22 protein-coding genes are annotated in these 18,224 nt (G+C 74.8%); 3 read left to right on the top strand and 19 right to left on the bottom strand.

Annotated features, from left to right (window positions below):
• Positions 1-1,254 (top strand): AI-2E family transporter (locus tag AC5FZL_RS08875; RefSeq protein ID WP_493618220.1); only part of this gene is annotated, 1,254 nt, incomplete at its 5' end.
• 71 nt (positions 1,255-1,325) lie between these two features.
• Here AC5FZL_RS08875 and AC5FZL_RS08870 read toward each other — a convergent pair.
• Together AC5FZL_RS08870 and AC5FZL_RS08865 are read right to left on the bottom strand one after the other, a co-directional pair.
• Positions 1,326-2,096, bottom strand: a complete 771-nt coding sequence (locus AC5FZL_RS08870; RefSeq protein WP_493618219.1) for an alpha/beta hydrolase — start codon at positions 2,094-2,096, stop codon at positions 1,326-1,328.
• Between the two features lie 21 nt (positions 2,097-2,117).
• Positions 2,118-2,435, bottom strand: a complete 318-nt coding sequence (locus AC5FZL_RS08865) for an Rv1322 family protein (protein WP_493618218.1) — start codon at positions 2,433-2,435, stop codon at positions 2,118-2,120.
• 35 nt (positions 2,436-2,470) lie between these two features.
• On the opposite strand from AC5FZL_RS08865, the gene nucS reads away from it, so the two are divergent.
• A complete protein-coding gene (gene nucS, locus AC5FZL_RS08860; protein ID WP_493618217.1) occupies positions 2,471-3,166 on the top strand; it encodes an endonuclease NucS in 696 nt (231 codons plus the stop codon).
• A gap of 46 nt (positions 3,167-3,212) precedes the next feature.
• Here the strand turns inward: nucS and AC5FZL_RS08855 are convergent, their stop codons facing one another.
• Entirely contained in the window at positions 3,213-5,150 is a 1,938-nt protein-coding gene (locus AC5FZL_RS08855; protein WP_493618216.1) for a Na+/H+ antiporter, read from the bottom strand.
• A 66-nt stretch (positions 5,151-5,216) separates the two neighbouring features.
• Complete coding sequence (locus tag AC5FZL_RS08850; RefSeq protein WP_493618215.1) at positions 5,217-5,534, bottom strand: STAS domain-containing protein; 318 nt, start codon at positions 5,532-5,534, stop codon at positions 5,217-5,219.
• 172 nt (positions 5,535-5,706) lie between these two features.
• Here AC5FZL_RS08850 and AC5FZL_RS08845 point away from each other — a divergent pair, with 172 nt between their 5' ends.
• A complete protein-coding gene (locus tag AC5FZL_RS08845) occupies positions 5,707-6,099 on the top strand; it encodes a hypothetical protein (RefSeq protein ID WP_493618214.1) in 393 nt (130 codons plus the stop codon).
• 18 nt (positions 6,100-6,117) lie between these two features.
• Here AC5FZL_RS08845 and murA read toward each other — a convergent pair whose 3' ends face one another.
• From murA to AC5FZL_RS08770, 15 genes are all read right to left on the bottom strand, one after another.
• A complete protein-coding gene (gene murA / locus AC5FZL_RS08840; RefSeq protein ID WP_493618213.1) occupies positions 6,118-7,407 on the bottom strand; it encodes a UDP-N-acetylglucosamine 1-carboxyvinyltransferase in 1,290 nt (429 codons plus the stop codon).
• A gap of 15 nt (positions 7,408-7,422) precedes the next feature.
• Positions 7,423-7,842, bottom strand: coding sequence for a DUF2550 domain-containing protein (locus AC5FZL_RS08835; protein ID WP_493618212.1), 420 nt, complete (start codon positions 7,840-7,842; stop codon positions 7,423-7,425).
• A 20-nt stretch (positions 7,843-7,862) separates the two neighbouring features.
• Entirely contained in the window at positions 7,863-8,114 is a 252-nt protein-coding gene (locus AC5FZL_RS08830; RefSeq protein WP_493618221.1) for a F0F1 ATP synthase subunit delta/epsilon, read from the bottom strand.
• A gap of 56 nt (positions 8,115-8,170) precedes the next feature.
• Entirely contained in the window at positions 8,171-9,634 is a 1,464-nt protein-coding gene (gene atpD, locus AC5FZL_RS08825) for a F0F1 ATP synthase subunit beta (protein WP_493618211.1), read from the bottom strand.
• Positions 9,635-9,653: 19 nt separating this feature from the next.
• Positions 9,654-10,559 carry a F0F1 ATP synthase subunit gamma gene (locus AC5FZL_RS08820; RefSeq protein ID WP_493618210.1) on the bottom strand — a complete coding sequence of 302 codons (906 nt, stop codon included), beginning with the start codon at positions 10,557-10,559 and terminating at the stop codon, positions 9,654-9,656.
• 30 nt (positions 10,560-10,589) lie between these two features.
• Positions 10,590-12,218 (bottom strand): F0F1 ATP synthase subunit alpha, encoded by a 1,629-nt coding sequence (atpA, locus tag AC5FZL_RS08815; protein ID WP_493618209.1) that lies wholly within the window; start codon positions 12,216-12,218, stop codon positions 10,590-10,592.
• Positions 12,219-12,304: 86 nt separating this feature from the next.
• Complete coding sequence (locus tag AC5FZL_RS08810) at positions 12,305-13,114, bottom strand: F0F1 ATP synthase subunit delta (protein ID WP_493618208.1); 810 nt, start codon at positions 13,112-13,114, stop codon at positions 12,305-12,307.
• Positions 13,114-13,779: a F0F1 ATP synthase subunit B gene (locus tag AC5FZL_RS08805; protein WP_493618207.1), complete on the bottom strand. Its 666-nt coding sequence runs from the start codon at positions 13,777-13,779 to the stop codon at positions 13,114-13,116. Before AC5FZL_RS08805 ends, AC5FZL_RS08810 begins: the two co-directional genes overlap by 1 nt.
• Before the next feature lie 28 nt (positions 13,780-13,807).
• Positions 13,808-14,008, bottom strand: a complete 201-nt coding sequence (locus AC5FZL_RS08800; protein ID WP_493618206.1) for a F0F1 ATP synthase subunit C — start codon at positions 14,006-14,008, stop codon at positions 13,808-13,810.
• Positions 14,009-14,090: 82 nt separating this feature from the next.
• On the bottom strand, positions 14,091-14,876 hold the full coding sequence (atpB, locus tag AC5FZL_RS08795; protein ID WP_493618205.1) for a F0F1 ATP synthase subunit A: 786 nt from the start codon (positions 14,874-14,876) through the stop codon (positions 14,091-14,093).
• A complete protein-coding gene (locus AC5FZL_RS08790) occupies positions 14,873-15,133 on the bottom strand; it encodes a hypothetical protein (RefSeq protein WP_493618204.1) in 261 nt (86 codons plus the stop codon). The genes atpB and AC5FZL_RS08790 overlap by 4 nt, the downstream gene beginning before the upstream one ends.
• Before the next feature lie 116 nt (positions 15,134-15,249).
• Positions 15,250-15,669 (bottom strand): Cg1360 family ATP-synthase-associated protein, encoded by a 420-nt coding sequence (locus AC5FZL_RS08785; protein ID WP_493618203.1) that lies wholly within the window; start codon positions 15,667-15,669, stop codon positions 15,250-15,252.
• A gap of 67 nt (positions 15,670-15,736) precedes the next feature.
• Complete coding sequence (locus tag AC5FZL_RS08780; protein ID WP_493618202.1) at positions 15,737-16,846, bottom strand: MraY family glycosyltransferase; 1,110 nt, start codon at positions 16,844-16,846, stop codon at positions 15,737-15,739.
• The gene (locus AC5FZL_RS08775; protein ID WP_493618201.1) at positions 16,843-17,544 is read right to left on the bottom strand and encodes an L-threonylcarbamoyladenylate synthase; all 702 of its coding nucleotides are present in this window, start codon (positions 17,542-17,544) and stop codon (positions 16,843-16,845) included. Before AC5FZL_RS08775 ends, AC5FZL_RS08780 begins: the two co-directional genes overlap by 4 nt.
• 4 nt (positions 17,545-17,548) lie before the next feature.
• Positions 17,549-18,224: N5-glutamine methyltransferase family protein (locus AC5FZL_RS08770; RefSeq protein WP_493618200.1), on the bottom strand; the 676-nt coding region annotated here is incomplete at its 5' end.

Raw genomic sequence — 18,224 nt, 5'->3', positions numbered from 1 at the left:
CGCGGCCCCACGCTCGACGACCTGCTGCGGGCGGCCGAGCGGGCCGACGAGGCGGGGGCCGCACCGGAGCCCGACCCCGCCCCCGCGCCGGCGCCCGACGAGGCGGTGCAGCCCGCGCAGCCGGGGGCGCCCGCGCCTCCGCGGCCGGCGTCGGGCAGCACCCGCGCCAGCGGGCCCAGCCGGTTCGGCCGCCCGGGACGGCCGCTCAGCCGCTCCAGCGGCTTCTACCTCGGCTTCACCGGGGCGCTGGGCGTCTTCACCGCCTGGGCCCTGGTCGGGCTGCTGGGCGAGCTGTCCGGGGTGCTGACCCTGGTCGCGGTGTCGATGTTCCTGGCGCTGGGCCTGGACCCGCTGGTCCGCTGGCTGCAGCGGCGCTCCCTGCCCCGACCGCTGGCGATCCTCCTGGTCTTCGTCGGTCTCGTGGCCGCGTGCGTGGGCCTGTTCTCCGCGGTCGTGCCGCCGGTGGTCACCCAGCTCACCGAGCTGGGGGCGCAGACCCCGGCCTACGTGCAGGACGTCGCCGAGCGGATCCAGGACAACGAGCGGCTGGCGGCCCTGGACCGGGAGTACCGGATCACCGACCGGGTGGAGGCGGAGCTGCAGGCCCGGGTCGCCAGCGGGCAGACGCTGACCACCGTCTTCGGCGGCCTCTACGGGGCGGGGCGGGCGGTGGCCTCGGGGCTGGCCAGCGTGCTGACCGTGCTCGCCCTGACCCTGTACTTCCTGGCCTCGCTGAGGTCCATCACGGGCACGGTGTACCGCCTCGTCCCGCGCTCGCGGCGCCAGCGGGTCGCGCTGCTCGGCGACGAGGTGATCCGCCGCATCGGCGGCTACGTCATGGGGCAGACGGGCATCGCGGCGATCAACGCCCTGCTGACCTTCGTGCTGCTGTCCGTCGTGGGGATCCCCTACCCGGCGGCGCTGGCCGTGGTGGTCGGCGTCCTGGGGCTGGTCCCCCTGGTCGGGGCCACCCTGGGGGCCGTCGTCGTGGTCGTCGTGGCCCTGTTCAGCTCGGTGACCGACGCGGTGGTGGTGGGCGTGTGGTTCATCGCCTACCAGCAGTTCGAGAACTACGTCATCGCCCCGCGGGTGATGGCGCGGACCGTCTCGGTGCCCGGTGCCCTGGCCCTCGTCGCGGCGCTGGCCGGAGGCAGCCTGCTCGGCGTCCTGGGAGCCCTGGTGGCGATCCCGCTGGCCGCCGGCGTCCTGCTCGTGGTCCAGGAGGTGCTCATGCCCCGCCAGGACCGCAGCTGAGCCGCGGCACCCGCGCCGGGTGGTCAGCGCGCCTGGTGGTCAGCGCGCCAGGTGGTCAGCGCGCCAGGTGGTCAGCGCGCCAGGTCGTCGGCGACCTCGTAGGGGCCCACCCAGGTGCGCGGCAGCGGCGAGGCCTCGGGCACGACCCGCGCCACCACCTCGTCGAGCACGCGCCGCACCGACGGCTCGCCCACCCACAGGTGCTTGGCGCCGTCGACGCCGACGACCTCGGCCTGGCGGATCGCGGCGAACCGCTCGCGGGCGGCGTCCGGGCGCAGGAAGTCGTCGAGCTCGGGCACGAGGGCCAGCACCGGCTTGCCGGACGCCGACCAGCGGGCGAGGTCCTCCTCCGTCGACCAGCGCAGCGGCGGGGAGAGCAGCAGCGCTCCCTCCACGCCCGGGTCCAGCCCGTGCACCAGCGCGAGGTCGGTGCCGAAGGACCAGCCGAGCAGCCAGCGGCGCGGCAGGTCGCGGAACTCGGCCAGCTCGATCGCGGCCGCGACGTCGAGGCGCTCGGCGCCCCCGGCGTCGAACGAGCCCCCGCTCGTGCCGCGCGCGCTCGAGGTGCCGCGGGTGTTGAAGCGCAGGACGGCGATCCCGGCCAGCGCGGGCAGCCGCCGGGCGGCCTTGCGCAGCACGTGGCTGTCCATCGACCCGCCCTCGGTGGGCAGCGGGTGCAGGCAGACGAGGGTGGCGACCGGGTCGCGGTCGGCCGGCAGCGCCAGCTCCCCGACGAGCCGGACGCCGTCCGCGGTGAGCAGCTCGACGTCCTCCCGGCGGGCGGGCAGGACGGTGCTGGCGCGGACCTCGACCGGGTCCGAGGGGTCGGCGACGGGGCTCATCGCTGGCGAGCGTAGTGGCGCTCAGGTGGGGCGACGCCGACCGCGGGCCTGCCAGCACGAGCGGTGCCAGTGCCGGCGGGCCCCGAGGGCGCTCTGCGGCCCCAGGAGGTCGTCACCGGGCCAGGCCACCACGTGCGGCGTGCCCGCAGGGATCTCCTGGTCGCAGCCGGGGCACCGGTAGGCCTTGGTGGCCGCGGCGCCGCTGACCGAGCGCACGTGCCACTCGCCGTCGCTGCCGCGCTCGTAGCCGTGGTTCGCGAACCCCCGCAGCGGCAGCGGCTCGTCGGCGGGCGGGGGCGCGGCTCCGCGGCGGGGGCGGGGGCGGTTGGAGCGCGGCACACCACCAGTGTGACCGGTGGGTAGCCTCCACCCCCGTGCGCGTCGTCATCGCCCGGTGCTCGGTGGACTACGAGGGTCGTCTCTCGGCCCACCTCCCCCTGGCCACCCGCCTGCTCCTCGTCAAGGCCGACGGGAGCGTGCTGGTGCACTCCGACGGTGGCTCGTACAAGCCCCTGAACTGGATGAGCCCGCCGGCGTCCCTGTCGATCGCCCCGGCCGAGGGCGAGCGGGCGGCGCAGGGTGCGCAGGAGGTGTGGACGGTCCGCTCGGGCAAGACCGACGACTCCCTCGTGGTCTCGGTGCACGAGGTGCTGCACGACTCCAGCCACGACCTGGGCGTCGACCCGGGGCTGGTCAAGGACGGCGTGGAGGCGCACCTGCAGCGCCTGCTGGCCGAGCAGGTCGAGCTGCTCGGCCCCGGTCACGTGCTGGTGCGCCGGGAGTACCCGACGGCGATCGGGCCCGTGGACCTCCTCGTCAAGGCGCCCGGCGGAGGCACGGTGGCCGTCGAGATCAAGCGCCGCGGCGAGATCGACGGCGTCGAGCAGCTGACCCGCTACCTCGAGCTGCTCAACCGCGACCCGCTCATCGCCCCGGTCAGCGGCGTCTTCGCCGCCCAGGAGATCAAGCCGCAGGCGCGGGTGCTCGCCACCGACCGCGGCATCCGCTGCGTGCTGCTCGACTACGACACCCTGCGCGGCGTCGACGACCCCAGCGCCCGGCTCTTCTGAGCGGCTCGCACCCCGGTCGGCCGGTGCTCGGTCGGCCGGTGCTCGGTCAGCCGGTCAGCCGGTCGACGTAGCACCACCGCCATGCCTCCCCCGGCTCCGCGCTGCGCATCACCGCGTGGGCGCTGGCGCGGAAGTGCCCGGTGGCGTGGGTGCGCGGGGAGGAGTCGCAGCACCCGACGTACCCGCAGGTCAGGCACCGGCGCAGCGCCGCCCAGTCCGAGCGGCCCTCGGCCAGGCAGCCCTCGCAGCCGGCCGGCCGCTCGGTGTCGTAGGCGCCGCCGGCGTGCAGCCCCCGGACGCCGCCGGGTGCGTCCCGCAGGTGCGAGCAGAGCGGGTCGCCGTCGACGACGAGCGGGGTCGCGCGGCGCGGCTGCGGCCCGCCCGGGGCGACGCCGGCGAGCCGGTCCAGGAGGGACTCCTCGACGTCGATGACGGCCTGCACCTGGCGCAGCACGTCGTCGGGCACGTCGTGCGCGTCGCGCAGGTCCAGGAGCACCCGTCGCTCGGCCGCGAGCATCTCCAGCCGCAGCCGCTCGTAGGCGACGGTGGGGGGCTCCGAGCCGGAGCCGGTGCCCGCCGCCGCACCGATGCGCTCCCAGACGGCGTCCGCGCGGCGCTGCGAGCGGTCGCGCAGGCGGTCGGCCACCTCCGGCGGCACCTCGGGAGTGAGCAGCTGCTCCAGCCGGTCCAGCCCCGCCTCGTGGGCCTGCTGGAGCACCCTCGCCTCGAGGAGCGCGTCCTGGGCGGCGTCCTGGCGCGGCAGCGGGAGCCGGCGCACGAGCAGCGGCAGGGTGGCGCCCTGGCCGAGCAGGGTTCCGGCCACGACGACGAACGCGGCGAGCACGAGCACCTCGCGGGACGGCGTGTCGTCGGGCAGCGCGAAGACCGCGGCCAGCGTCACCACCCCGCGCATGCCCGCCCACGAGATCACCGCCAGCGCCGGGGCGGTCGGCGCCTGGGCCCCCGGGCGGACCTCTCGGGCGAGCAGGATGCCCAGGCGCGCCGTGGTGAAGACCCACAGCGGGCGCACCAGCACGGTGGTCGCCAGCACCGCTGCGCACACCACGACGACCCGGCCGACGCCGACCTCGCTGCGGGCCACCGCCCTCAGGACGTCGTCGAGCTGGAGGCCGATGAGGAGGAACACGGAGTTCTCGAGGAGGAACTGGACCGTGCGCCAGTTGGTCCGCTCGCTGATCCGCGACGCCGCCGACTGCTGCAGCGGGGCCTGGTGCCCGAGGACGAGGCCGGTCACCACGACGGCGAGGACGCCGGAGGCCCCGACGTGCTCGGCCGGCAGGTAGGCCAGGAACGGGGCGAGGAAGGAGATCGTCGTGTCGAGCACGGGGTCGGTCACCCGCGAGCGCACGCGCCCGAGCACCCAGGCCACCGCGAGCCCCACGACGAGGCCGCCGCCGGCCGAGAGGAGGAACGTGCCGCCGACGGACCAGCCGGTGAGGCTGCCCGTCCCGGCCAGCACCGCGAGCGCCGTGCGCAGGCAGACCAGCGCGGTCGCGTCGTTGACGAGGCTCTCGCCCTCCAGGACGGTGACGATCGCCCGCGGCATCCCCACGCGCCGGGCCACGGCGGTCGCGGCGACGGCGTCCGGCGGGGCCACGACCGCACCCAGGGCGAACGCGGCAGCAGCCGGCACCGGCAGCAGCCACAGGACGACGAGGCCCACGGCCGCCGTCGTCACGAGCACGAGGCCGACCGACAGCAGCCCGATCGCCCTGCGGTTGGCGCTGAAGTCCTGCAGCGACGTGCGGATCGCCGTGGCGTAGAGCAGCGGCGGCAGCAGCCCCACGAGCACGACGTCGGGCTCGAGGGCCACCGTCGGGAAGAACGGCACCACCGAGGCCACGGTGCCGACGACCACGAGCAGCAGCGGAGCGGGGAGGCCGAAGCGGCGCGCCGCGCCAGCGACCGCAGCGGTGGTCACCGCGACGATGACGAGCAGGGTCGCGGTGGCGGTCACGTCCATCGCCCCCGATCGTCGCAGCGGACCGCCGCGCCGACCAGCGGGGTGCCCGCCGGGCGGGCGCCGGGGTCAGACCAGGGCGGCGGAGCGCTCGCGCACGGTGAGCACCCGGTGCAGCCGGCTGCGCAGCAGGGCGCGGGTGACGACCGGGGGCACGGCGGTGAGCACGAGGCGACGGCCGCTGGCCGCCGCGAGCCGGTGCGTCGACAGCAGCAGCGCCAGGCCCGCGGTGTCGCAGCCCTGCACCGACCGCAGGTCGAGCACGAGCTCGCCGCCGCCGTCGCGGACCCCGGCGTGCAGCGCCTCGCGGACCGCCGCCACGGTCCGCAGCGACAGGCGCCCGTCCAGGGCGAGCAGCTCTCCGGGCACGACCGCCACCACGTCCACGACGCCTCCTGCTCCCGCACCACTCCGGTGCTCCTGAGGTAGACGATACTCCTGTGACTCATGTGACGTGTGTGATTGACCCCGCGTGGCGCGGCCGTGTCCTCCGCCACACGGGCGCGCGCCCGGCCCGTCCTCGCTTGTCCGGGGGTCCGCCGAGGGCGACCATGGCGCCATGGGCCTGCGCGCCGCGGCATCGGCGGCGGCATCGGACGCGGCATCGGGGCTGGCGTCCGACGCCGCGTCCGACGCCGCCTCCAGCGCCGCCTTCGACCTCGTCGCGGCGCCCGTGATCGCCTTCGGGCTCGTCGGCGTCCTCGTCCTGCTCCTGCGCTGGACGTTCGGCCACGGCCGCTCGCTCGTGGAGCAGCGGCCCCGTCGCGGCTCCCCGCAGGAGTACGGCCTGCTCGTGGTGGCCAGCGAGCCGTCGACGTTCATCGAGGCCGAGGCGCAGCGGCGGCTGCTGCTGGACGCCGGCGTGCGCGCCACCCTGGCCCCCACCACGGACGGCCCGCGGGTGCTCGTCTTCCCCGACGACGAGGGAGTGGCCCGGGCGCTGCTGCGCTGAGGGGGCCCGCTCGGGCGGTCAGCCCTGCACGGGCAGGGCGGGCGCGGCGACGGCGACGCGCTCCACGACCGCTCCGAGCGCCTGCAGCTGCGGGACGAAGCCGTCGTAGCCGCGGTCGATGTGCTGCACGCCGCTGACCTCGGTGGTGCCGTCGGCGACCAGGCCCGCGACGACCAGCGCGGCGCCCGCGCGGATGTCGCTGGCCTGCACCGGCGCGCCGGACAGGCCGCGCTGCCCCCGCACGAGGACGTGGTGGCCCTCCACCCGCACGTCGGCGCCGAGCCGGGCGATCTCGGGCACGAAGCGGAACCGGGACTCGAAGAGGTTCTCGGTGATCACCGCGGACCCCTCGGCCACCGCGCCCAGGACGAGGGCGAACGGCTGCAGGTCCGTGGGGAAGCCGGGGTAGGGCAGCGTCGCGATGTCGACCGCCCGCGGCCGCGCGGGGCCCCGCACGCGCATGCCGGCGTCGGTCGTGGTCACCTCGGCGCCGGCGGCCACCAGCTTCTCGACGACCATGGCGAGGTGCTCCGGGCGCCCGCCGCGCACGTGCACGTCACCGCCGGTGACGGCGGCCGCGTAGGCCCAGGTGCCCGCGACGATGCGGTCGGGCACCACCCGGTGCTCCACCGGCTGCAGCCTCGGGACGCCGTGCACGACGAGCCGCGAGGAGCCCTCGCCCTCGATCCGGGCGCCCATCGCGGTGAGCATCCGGGTCAGGTCGATGATCTCGGGCTCGCGGGCCACGTTCTCCAGGACCGTCGTCCCCCGCGCCAGGACGGCGGCCATGAGGAGGTTCTCCGTGGCCCCGACGGAGGGGAAGGCCAGCGTCACCGGCGCGCCGGTCAGGCCACCGGGAGCGCGCGCGAGGAGGTAGCCGTGCTCGACCACCACCTCGGCGCCGAGGTGGCGCAGGCCCTCCGCGTGGAGGTCCAGGCCCCGCGAGCCGATCGCGTCGCCGCCGGGCAGCGCGACGTCGGCCTCGCCGACCCGGGCCAGCAGCGGGCCGAGCACGCTGATCGAGGCGCGCATCGCCCGCACGAGCTCGTAGTCGGCGCGGTGACCGACCTGCTCGGGGACGTCGATGGTCACGTGCCGCCCGGCCGCGGAGTGGTCCACGCGGCAGCCGAGCCGCCGCAGCAGCTCGGCCATGATGGCGACGTCGAGGATGTCCGGGACGTCGTGCAGGGTCGTCTCGCCCGGCGCGAGCAGCGCGGCCGCCATGAGCTTGAGCGCGCTGTTCTTGGCCCCGGGGACGACGACCTCGCCCTGCAGGCGCACTCCACCGGTGACGCGGATGACGTCCATCTCAGGCCCTCCCGCTCACGTGACCGAGGACTGGGGCCCGGGCGGCCGCGCCTCGAGCCAGGACGCGAACCCGGTGTAGGCCTCGGAGCTCATCGCCAGGTCGAGCACGTCGCCGCGGTGCTCGCAGCGCACCCGCACGGCCTCGGGCACCGTGCCCACGGCGGCGTCGAGGGCCTGGGGCCAGCGGCGCTCGAGCACGGAGAGGTCGTCGCGCTCCCAGGTCGCGAAGGGCCGCGGCGACAGGGAGAGCAGCTTCCACCACTCCACCTGGCAGCGCGCGTAGCGGGCCACCCCCGAGGACCAGGGGCGGCCCGCGACGCTGACCGAGCAGTCGAAGGAGCCGACCAGGCGCGCCAGGGAGCGCCGGCGCGCCACGAGCACCGCCGAGGCGAGGAGCAGCACGAGGAGGACCGCGGCCAGACCGGCCGCGGCCACCTCGAGGAGGAGGGGCGCGTTCAGCGCCCCGACCCGCCCTCCGCCGCGCCCGACGAGGCGCGGCCCCGGCCGCCGTCGGCGACGGAGACGCGCTCCGCGACGACGAGCACGGTGTCGTTCTCGACGGAGAGGAAGCCGCCGTCGACGGTGGCGCTCACGCCGGCCCCCTGCTCGGCGTCCACCCGCACCTCGCCGGCCCCGAGCACGGCCAGCGTCGGCGCGTGCCCGGTGAGGATCCCGATCTCACCCTCGAGGGTGCGGGCGACGACCATGGAGGCCTCGCCGGACCAGACCTGCCGCTCCGCGGAGACGACCTGGACCTTGAGGGTCACTCGCCGGTCTCCTTCTGGATCTGCGCCCACTTGCGCTCGACGTCCTCGATGCCGCCGACGTTGAAGAACGCCTGCTCGGCCACGTGGTCGAAGTCGCCGTCCGCGATCGCCTTGAAGGACTGGATCGTGTCCTGCAGCGGCACCGTGGAGCCCTCCACGCCCGTGAACTTCTCGGCCATGTAGGTGTTCTGGGACAGGAACTGCTGGATCCGGCGGGCGCGGTTGACGACGACCTTGTCCTCCTCGGACAGCTCGTCGACGCCGAGGATCGCGATGATGTCCTGCAGCTCCTTGTTGCGCTGGAGGATCTGCTTGACCCGGGTCGCGGTCTCGTAGTGCGCCTGGCCCAGGTACCGCGGGTCGAGGATCCGCGAGGTGGACGCCAGCGGGTCCACCGCCGGGTACAGGCCTCGGGAGGCGATCTCGCGGGAGAGCTCGGTGGTCGCGTCCAGGTGGGCGAACGTCGTCGCCGGCGCCGGGTCGGTGTAGTCGTCGGCCGGCACGTAGATCGCCTGGAGCGAGGTGATCGAGTGGCCGCGGGTGGAGGTGATCCGCTCCTGGAGCACGCCCATCTCGTCGGCCAGGTTGGGCTGGTAGCCCACGGCCGACGGCATGCGGCCCAGCAGGGTCGAGACCTCGGAGCCGGCCTGGGTGAAGCGGAAGATGTTGTCGATGAAGAGCAGCACGTCCCGCTGGGCGACGTCGCGGAAGTACTCCGCCATCGTCAGCGCGCTCAGGGCCACCCGCAGCCGGGTGCCCGGCGGCTCGTCCATCTGGCCGAACACGAGGGCGGTCTTGTCGAAGACGCCGGCCTCGGCCATCTCGGCGATGAGGTCGTTGCCCTCGCGGGTGCGCTCCCCCACGCCGGCGAAGACCGACACGCCGCCGTGGTTCTGCGCGACGCGCTGGATCATCTCCTGGATCAGCACGGTCTTCCCCACGCCGGCGCCGCCGAACAGGCCGATCTTGCCGCCCTGGACGTACGGGGTGAGCAGGTCGATGACCTTGATGCCGGTCTCGAACATCGTGGTCTTCGACTCGAGCTGGTCGAAGGCGGGCGCCTTGCGGTGGATGCCCCAGCGCTCGGTGATCTCCAGCGTCTCGCCCTCGTCGAGGTCGAGCGGCTGGCCGAGGGCGTTGAAGACGTGCCCGAGGGTGACGTCGCCGACCGGGACGCTGATCGGGCCGCCGGTGTCCTGGACCTCCATGCCGCGGACCAGGCCGTCGGTCGGGCGCAGGGCGATCGTGCGGACGACGTTGTCGCCGATGTGCTGGGCGACCTCGAGGGTGAGCACCGTCTCCTGCCCCTGCAGGGCGAAGGTGATCTCGAGGGCGTTGTAGATCTCGGGCATCGAGTCGGAGGCGAACTCGACGTCGACGACCGGGCCGGTGACCCGGATGATCCGCCCGGTCCCGGGTGCGTTGGTGGCGGTGTCCTGCTCGGTGGCGGTCGCGGTCATGTCCTGGTCCTCTCGTGCTTCAGCGGGCAGCGGTCAGCGCGTCCGCGCCGCTGACGATCTCGGTGATCTCCTGGGTGATCTCCGCCTGGCGGGCCTGGTTCGCCAGCCGGGTGAAGGTGCGGATGAGCTCCTCCGCGTTGTCACCGGCGGACTTCATCGCCCGCTGGCGGGCGGCGTGCTCGCTGGCCGCCGCCTGCAGCAGGGCGTTGAACAGGCGCGCGCTCACGTAGCGCGGCAGCAGCGCGTCGAGCACCTGGTCGACGTCGGGCTCGAAGTCGTACAGCGGGAGGAGCTCGTCACCGCTGGGGCGCTCCACCCCCTCGACGACCTCCAGGGGCAGCAGGCGCAGGACGCCCGGCTCCTGGGTGACCATGTTGACGAAGCGGCTGGACACGACGTGGATCTCGTCCACGCCGTCCGCGCCGTCCTCGGTGCCGAGCAGGAACTGCTCCACCAGCGCCTCGCCGATCTCGTCGGCGAGCTCGTAGGTGGGCGCCTCGGAGCGACCCGCCCACTCCTGCACCACCGGCCGGCGGCGGAAGCGGTAGTAGGCCAGGCCCTTGCGGCCGGCCACGTACAGCCGGGGCTCCACGCCCCGCTCGCGCAGGTCGGCGAACAGCCGCTCGGCCTCCTTGAGCACGCCGGCGGAGTAGGCGCCCGCCATGCCGCGGTCACTGGTGACGACCAGGACCGCGGCCCGGCGGGCGTGCTCGCGCTCGGTGATGAGCGGGTGCTCGGCGTCGGTGTAGGTGGCCACCGCCGAGACCGCGCGGGTCAGCGCCCGGGCGTACGGCGAGGACGCCGTGACGGCCGCCCGCGCCTTGGTGATGCGGGAGGTCGCGATGAGCTCCATCGCGCGGAAGATCTTCTGCATGGACCGGGTCGAGCGGATGCGACCGCGGTACTCGCGCAGCTGTCCAGCCATCTCCCCCTCCTCGCTGCTCTGTCCGGTCCCTCAGGACCGGCTCTGCCGGACGATCTGCTCGTTCTCCACGTCGGCGCCGCCCTCGGCGTCGCCGGCGGGTGCCGCCTGGGCCTGGCCCGCGCCGCGGAAGCCCTTGGCGAACTCCTCGATCTCCCGCTCCAGCGCCGCGACGGTGTCGTCGGAGAGCTGGCCGGTCTCGCGGATGGCGCCCAGGGCGACGTCCTTGCGGCGGAGGTGGTCGAGGAACTCCTGCTCGAAGCGGCGGACGTCCTCGACGGCCACCTTGTCGAACTTGCCCTTGGTGCCGGCCCAGATCGAGACGACCTGCTCCTCCACCGGGTACGGGGAGTACTGGGGCTGCTTGAGCAGCTCCATGAGGCGCTGGCCGCGGGAGAGCTGCTGGCGCGAGGCGGCGTCGAGGTCGGAGGCGAACATCGCGAAGGCCTCGAGCGAGCGGTACTGCGCGAGGTCGATCTTCAGCGTGCCGGAGACCTTCTTCATGGCCTTGATCTGCGCGTCGCCGCCCACCCGGGAGACCGAGACGCCGACGTTGACCGCCGGGCGCTGGTTGGCGTTGAACAGGTCGGACTCGAGGAAGATCTGGCCGTCGGTGATGGAGATGACGTTGGTCGGGATGTAGGCCGACACGTCGTTGGCCTTGGTCTCGATCAGCGGCAGCCCGGTCATCGAGCCGGCGCCCAGCTCGTCCGACAGCTTCGCGCAGCGCTCCAGCAGGCGGGAGTGCAGGTAGAAGACGTCGCCGGGGTAGGCCTCGCGGCCCGGCGGGCGGCGCAGCAGCAGCGACACCGCGCGGTAGGCCTCGGCCTGCTTGGACAGGTCGTCGAAGACGATGAGGACGTGCTTGCCGGCGTACATCCAGTGCTGGCCGATGGCCGAGCCGGTGTAGGGGGCGAGGTACTTGAAGCCGGCCGGGTCCGAGGCGGGGGCGGCGACGATGGTCGTGTACTCCATCGCGCCGGCGTCCTCGAGGGCGCCGCGCACGCTGGCGATCGTCGAGCCCTTCTGGCCGACGGCGACGTAGATGCAGCGGACCTGCTTCGTCGGGTCGCCCGACTCCCAGTTGGCCTTCTGGTTGATGATCGTGTCGATCGCCACGGCGGTCTTGCCCACCTGGCGGTCACCGATGATCAGCTGGCGCTGGCCGCGGCCGATCGGGGTCATGGCGTCGATCGCCTTGATCCCGGTCTGCAGGGGCTCGTGCACCGACTTCCGCATGACCACCGAGGGGGCCTGCAGCTCGAGGGCGCGGCGGCCCTCGGACGCGATCTCGCCACGGCCGTCGATCGGGGCGCCCAGGGGGTCGACCACGCGGCCGAGGAAGGCGTCGCCCACCGGCACCGAGAGGATCTCCCCGGTGCGGTAGACCGGCTGGCCGGCGTCGATGCCGCTGAACTCGCCGAGGACGACGACGCCGATCTCGCGCTCGTCGAGGTTCTGGGCCAGGCCCAGGGTGCCGTCCTCGAAGCGCAGCAGCTCGTTCGCCATCACGCTGGGGAGGCCCTCGACACGGGCGATGCCGTCGCCGGCCTCGGCCACCGTGCCGACCTCCTCGCGGGAGGCCGCGTCCGGGTTGTAGGAGGAGACGAACTCCTCCAGCGCGTCCCGGATCTCCTCCGGCCGGATGGTCAGCTCCGCCATCGTTCGTCCCTGCTCTCTGTCTGGAAGTGCTGTGCAGTCTGGGTCGGGCCCCAGGGGCCCGGTGGTGAGGGGTGGCGCGGAGGGGGTCAGCCGGCGAGCCGGCGCCGGGCCTCGTCGAGCCGGCTGAGGATCGTGGCGTCGAGGACCTCGTCGCCCACGCGCACGCGGAGGCCGCCCAGCACCTCGGGGTCGACGTCCACCTCCAACAACACCTCGCGCCCGTAGACCCTTCCCAGGGCGGCGGCCAGGCGGTCGCTCTGGTCGGGCGAGAGCGGGAACGCCGCGGTCGCCACGGCGACGAGGCGCGAGCGGCGGGCCGCCGCGAGCTCCAGGACGTCCGCGAGGGCGTCCTCCAGCCGGCGCCCGCGCGGGGCGGTGACCGCCTGGCGCACGAGCACGAGCGTCTGCGGCGTGACCTTGCGGCCCAGCAGCCGCTCGACGAGGGCGCCGAGGCGCGCCGGCGAGGCGGTGCGGTCGCTCAGGGCCGAGGCCAGGGCGCGGTCCGCGGCGACGACCCGGGAGAACCGGAACACCTCGTCCTCGACCTGCTCCAGGGAGCGCGCGCGCTCCGCGGACGCCAGGACGGCGGTCGTGGCGAGCGCCTCCAGGGCGTCGGAGAGGTCGCGGGGCGTGGACCAGCGCTCGCGCACCAGCCCGGACACGACGTCCAGCGCCGGCGCGCCGACCTTGCCGGTGAGCACGCGCGAGGCCAGCTCGGCCCGCACCTGCCCCTGCCGGGAAGGGTCGGTCAGGGCGCGGCGCAGGCCCGCGGAGGAGTCGAGCAGCCCCGCGACGGCGAAGAGCTCCTCGCCGAGCGCGGTGCCCTCGACGGTGCCGAGCAGCGGCTCGAGCCGCTGCTCGGCGTCCGCCAGGGCGCCCCGGGACAGTCCGCGCATCAGCGGCCCTTCCGGGGCATCTTCGTGGCGCCGGCGGTCGAGCCGACCGCCGGGTCGGCCGCAGCGCCGACCGTCGCCGCCGCGGCGCCCGCGCGGACGTCGGACGGGGAGGCCTGCTCCAGCTCGGCGATGAAGCGCTCCACCACGCGCGACTGGCGCGCGGTGTCGGTGAGCGACTCCCCGACGATCCGGGACGCGAGGTCGGTGGCCAGGCCGCCGACCTCGGTGCGCAGCTGGCTCACGGCCTGCTGGCGCTCGGCCTCGACCTGGCGCTGCGCGGCCTCGGTGATCCGGGCCGCCTCGGCGGAGGCGCGCTCGCGCATCTCCGCGAGGATCGCGGCGCCCTCGGTGCGCGCCTCCTCGCGGATCCGCCCGGCCTCCTCGCGGGCCTCCGCCAGCTGCAGGCGGTACTCCGCGAGAGCGGCCTCGGCCTCGGCCTGGGCGCGCTCGGCCTTCTCCATGCCGCCCTCGATCGCCTCGCGGCGCTTGGCGTAGGCAGCCTCGAACGCCGGGACGACGAACTTGGACACCAGCCAGTAGAGGATGGCGAAGGCGACCAGGCCCGTGACGAGCTCGGCGGCGTGCGGGATGACCGGGGCCTTGGTGCCCCAGCCCGTGGCCTGGGGCTCCTCGGCCGCGTGCACGAGCACGGCTGCGGTCAGCATGAGCGGGTCCTCCGGATCAGCGGGGCGATCAGATGAAGTAGAGGACGAAGCCCAGGATGGCCAGCGCCTCGGCCAGGGCGAAGCCCAGGATGGCGATCGGCTGCAGCATGCCGCGGGACTCCGGCTGGCGCGCCACGCCGTTGATGTAGGCGGCGAAGATCAGGCCGACGGCGATGGCCGGGCCGATCGCGGCGAGGCCGTACCCGACGGCGTTGAGGCTGCCTTCCATGGTGACTTCCCTTTCGTTGGCGCGCACGGTGCGCGTCGGTGGAGGTGCGGAGTGGTGCTGGTCAGGTGGTCGAGGGTCCCGCTCAGTGCTCGTCGGCGAGCGCGTCGGCGATGTAGTACGCCGTGAGCAGGACGAAGATGTAGGCCTGGAGGAACTGGATGAGGATCTCGAAGAACGTCATGAGGATCGCCATCGCGAAGCTGCCGACGCTCGCCACCCGGATCAGCGGGTTGGCGCCGTGCAGCAGCATGTACTCCGCCCCGAGGCTGAACACCAGCAGCACCGTGTGACCGGCGAACATGTTGGCGAAGAGCCGCAGCGCCAGGGTCAGCGGCCGGGTGACGAAGTAGGTCAGCAGCTCCAGCAGGTACACCAGCGGCGCCAGCAGCACCGGCACGCCGGGGGGCATGAGCCCCGCGAAGTAGCCGACGAGGCCCTTCCGCCGGATCCCGACCGCGTGGTAGACGACGAAGACGACCGCCGTCAGCGCGATGGCGAAGCCGATCCGGCTGAAGCTCGGGAACTGGATGAACGGGATGGACCCGGCGAGGTTGTTGACCAGCACCAGCAGGAACAGCGTCAGCAGCAGCGGCAGGAAGGGGCGGAACTTCTTGGCGCCGATGAAGTCGACCGCCACCGCGTTGCGCACGAGGTTGTAGACGCCCTCGCCGGCGAACTGCGCGCGGCCGGGGACCATCTGCATGTTCCGGGCCACGCGGGTCGCCACCACGCCGATGAGGACCACCGAGAGCACCACCACGACCATCGGCCGGGTGATCGCCCAGGCGCCGTTGCCGACGAGGGGCTGCCAGAAGTCCGCCGCTCCCGGGGCCTCGAAGGCCTCGCCTGCCAGCACGTGCGGGCTCACTGCATCTCCTCGGGGGTGCGGCTGCGGGGTCGGGAGTCGGAGTCAACTTCCGACAAAGGAGCGGTCAAGCCCTGGGAAGCGGGCCCAACGTAGCGGATCCAGATGATGTAGAACGACAGGGCCATCCCCGCCAGCACACCGGCTCCGACGAGGAACGTCGTCCCGAGCCAGCGGTCGGCGAGCCAGCCCAGGAACCCGAACATCGCCGCACCGGAGAGGAAGTAGGCGGTCACGTTCCACGCCGAGCTGGCCGCCACGTGCGCATCGGCGTCAGGATCGCGCTCGGACGCGGTGCCGCGGCCAGGTCCAGGGGTCTGCATCGCGGAGCGGACTCTACCAGCGCGACCAGCGCTGTCACCCGGACGGACGCCGCTCACCGGGCACCGCCCGGAGCCGGGGCCGCGGCGTCGAAGACCGGCAGGCGCAGGCGGGTGAACGCGAGCACCAGACCGGTCGACCAGGCCGCGCTGACGAGCACGGCGGCGGCCGCCGCCCACGGCCTCGAGACGGCCGCCTCGCGCAGGAGGGGCGCCGCCACGAAGAGCAGCGACGCCTTGGTCGTGTAGAGCGCCATCGCCACGGCGAGGGTCATGAGGGGGTCCACCCGCCGGGCCGCGCGCATGACGACGAGGGTCGAGCCGGAGAAGGCCAGGACGAGCGCGGCGCCCGCGAGGGCGCCCCACAGGCCGGCCCGGCCCGAGACGAGGGAGGCCGCCACGGCCACCGGCAGCACCGGGGCGAGCGCCGTCCGGCCGGCTCCCCGCAGCATCGCGGTGAGGGGGCCAGCGCTCACGTCGGGTCGGGTGTCCGGCATCGCTTGTGAAAGCTATCACAAGCTCCTGGGAGCCGCCCGGCGGGGGTCAGGAGCTGCGGCGGGCCCGCGACGCCGGGCCGACGGTGAGCAGCGCCGTGACCACCAGCGCCAGCCCCCACAGCGGCAGGCCCCACGCGGGCGGCAGGAACGCCGTGGACACCATCCCGAACGCCACCACCGCCGTCCACAGGTAGAGCACCCAGACGGCCCTGCGGTGGGTGTGCCCCAGGGCCAGGAGCCGGTGGTGCAGGTGCAGCTTGTCGGCGGCGAACGGCGACTGCCCGGCGCCCACCCGGCGCAGCACGGCCAGCACCAGGTCGGTCAGGGGCAGGAGCAGCACGGCCACCGGCAGCAGCAGCGGCAGGAAGGCCGGCACGAGGTCCGCGCGCGAGACCACCGCGGGGTCGACCTGGCCGGTCACCGCGATCGCGGAGGAGGCCAGGAGCAGGCCGATGAGCATGGAGCCGGAGTCGCCCATGAAGATCCGCGCGGGGTGGGCGTTGTGGGGCAGGAAGCCCAGGCACACCCCCACGAGCACCGCGACGGTCAGCGAGGCGAGGTTGGAGTAGTCGTCCGGGCTGGCGTCGCGGGTGAGCAGGTAGCTGTAGACGAAGAACGCCGCTCCCCCGATGCCGGTGACGCCCGCGGCGAGCCCGTCCAGCCCGTCGATGAAGTTCACCGCGTTGATCGCCACCACGACGGCGAGCACGGTGATGAGGAGGAACAGCCCGCTCGAGCCGACGACCACGCCCGCGTCCGGCAGCCCCACCGGCAGGCTCACCAGCTGCACGCCCTGCCACGCCATGAGCCCGGCCGCGAGCACCTGGCCGGCCAGCTTGGTCAGGGCGTCCAGGCCCCAGACGTCGTCGGCGAGGCCGAGGAGGCTGACGATCGCCGCTCCCCCGAGCACCGCCCACGGCCCCTGCGACTGGTTGAACAGGTCGGCCAGGAACGGCATCCGGCTGGCGACGACGAAGGCGACGACGACGCCGGCCAGCATCGCCAGCCCGCCCAGGCGCGGCGTGGGCACGCTGTGGACGTCGCGGTCGCGCACCGGGGTCATCGCGCGGGCGCGCTCGGCGAAGCGGCGGGCCAGCGGCGTGGCCAGGTAGGTCGTCCCGGCCGCCAGGAGCATGAGGAACAGGTAGGCCCTCACCCGGCGGCGCCGTCCGCGCCGTCAGCGCCGACGAGGTCGGGCGCCACCTCGCGCAGCGCCGCCAGCGGCAGGGCGCCCTGGCGCAGCACGCGCAGCGGCTCCGCCGTGGCGTCGACGATGGTGGACGGCGGCGCCTGCCCCGCCTCGCCGGCGCCGGTCGCCGCGGGGGCGCCGTCGTCGAGGTAGACCGCCACGGAGCCGCCGAGCTGCTCCTGCGCCTCGTCGGTGCTCGTCGCCGCCGGCTCCCCGTGGCGGTTGGCGCTGCTCACCGCCAGCGGCCCGGTGACCGCCAGCAGCTCGCGGGCCAGCTCGTGGTCGGGCACCCGCACCGCGACGGTGCCGCCGGTGTCGCCGAGGTCCCACGCCAGGGAGGGCTGGGCGCGGCAGACGAGGGTCAGCGCGCCGGGCCAGAACCGCTCGGCCAGGGCGCGGGCCACGGGCGGGACGTCGGTGGCGAGGCCGTCGAGGGTGCGCGGGTCGGCGACCAGCACCGGCGGAGGGGTCGCGCGGCTGCGGCCCTTGGCGGCCAGGAGCGCGGCCACCGCCTCCGCGGAGAAGGCGTCGGCGGCCACGCCCTGCACGGTGTCGGTGGGCAGGACGACGAGCTCGCCCCGCGCGAGGGCGTCACGGGCGTGCCGCAGCCCGGTCTCGCGCTGGGACGGGTCGCTGCAGTCGTAGCGGCTGCTCACCCGGCCCATCCTCTCACCGCCCCCTCGTCGGCCCGCCGACGCGCTCGGCGCGGCGCGCGGTGACGCACCGGGGCCGCCCCCCGAGGTCGGGGTGGCCCTGGACCGCCGTCCAGGCCGGGCCCGCCAGCAGCGCGAGCAGCGCGTCCTGCTGGACCTCGGCGTGCTCGACGGCGACCAGCCCGCCCGGGCGCAGCAGCCGCTCGGCGCTGGCGAGCACCGCGCGGGGCACGTCCAGGCCGTCCTCGCCGCCGCCGTACAGCGCCAGCGCCGGGTCGTGCTCGCGGACCTCGACCTCGCGCGGCACCGCTCCCGGCGGCACGTACGGCGGGTTGCTCACGACGACGTCGACGGTGCCGTCGAGCTCGGGCAGCGCGTCGGCGGCGTCCCCGAGGACGAGGTCGACGCCGCTGCCGGCGAGGTTGCGCACCGCCCAGGCGTGCGCGTCCGGGCTGAGCTCCACGGCGTGCACCCGGGCGCCGGGCACCTCGGTGGCCACCGCCAGGGCGATCGCGCCCGAGCCGGTGCAGAGGTCGACGACGACCGGCGTCCGCCCGCCCGCCGCCACCGCGGAGGCGGCCGCGACCGCCAGGCCGGCGGTCACCTCGGTCTCCGGGCGCGGCACGAAGACGCCGGGGCCGACCGCGACCTCCACGGTGCGGAAGCCCGCGCGGCCGGTCAGGTGCTGCAGC

The sequence above is a fragment of the Quadrisphaera sp. DVD1 genome (assembly GCF_058932755.1).
Note: the sequence above shows the minus strand (reverse complement) of the source record. Positions and strands in the feature narration are given on the sequence as shown.

Bases quoted from the DNA above. Each gene is read 5' to 3' on its own strand.
- AC5FZL_RS08870 (WP_493618219.1), bottom strand. From the start codon at position 2,096: ATGAGCCCCGTCGCCGACCCCTCGGACCCGGTCGAGGTCCGCGCCAGC.
- AC5FZL_RS08855 (WP_493618216.1), bottom strand. From the start codon at position 5,150: ATGGACGTGACCGCCACCGCGACCCTGCTCGTCATCGTCGCGGTGACC.
- AC5FZL_RS08845 (WP_493618214.1), top strand. From the start codon at position 5,707: ATGGGCCTGCGCGCCGCGGCATCGGCGGCGGCATCGGACGCGGCATCG.
- murA (WP_493618213.1), bottom strand. From the start codon at position 7,407: ATGGACGTCATCCGCGTCACCGGTGGAGTGCGCCTGCAGGGCGAGGTC.
- AC5FZL_RS08830 (WP_493618221.1), bottom strand. From the start codon at position 8,114: ATGGTCGTCGCCCGCACCCTCGAGGGTGAGATCGGGATCCTCACCGGG.
- atpD (WP_493618211.1), bottom strand. From the start codon at position 9,634: ATGACCGCGACCGCCACCGAGCAGGACACCGCCACCAACGCACCCGGG.
- AC5FZL_RS08820 (WP_493618210.1), bottom strand. From the start codon at position 10,559: ATGGCTGGACAGCTGCGCGAGTACCGCGGTCGCATCCGCTCGACCCGG.
- atpA (WP_493618209.1), bottom strand. From the start codon at position 12,218: ATGGCGGAGCTGACCATCCGGCCGGAGGAGATCCGGGACGCGCTGGAG.
- AC5FZL_RS08810 (WP_493618208.1), bottom strand. From the start codon at position 13,114: ATGCGCGGACTGTCCCGGGGCGCCCTGGCGGACGCCGAGCAGCGGCTC.
- AC5FZL_RS08805 (WP_493618207.1), bottom strand. From the start codon at position 13,779: ATGCTGACCGCAGCCGTGCTCGTGCACGCGGCCGAGGAGCCCCAGGCC.
- AC5FZL_RS08800 (WP_493618206.1), bottom strand. From the start codon at position 14,008: ATGGAAGGCAGCCTCAACGCCGTCGGGTACGGCCTCGCCGCGATCGGC.
- AC5FZL_RS08775 (WP_493618201.1), bottom strand. From the start codon at position 17,544: ATGGGCCGGGTGAGCAGCCGCTACGACTGCAGCGACCCGTCCCAGCGC.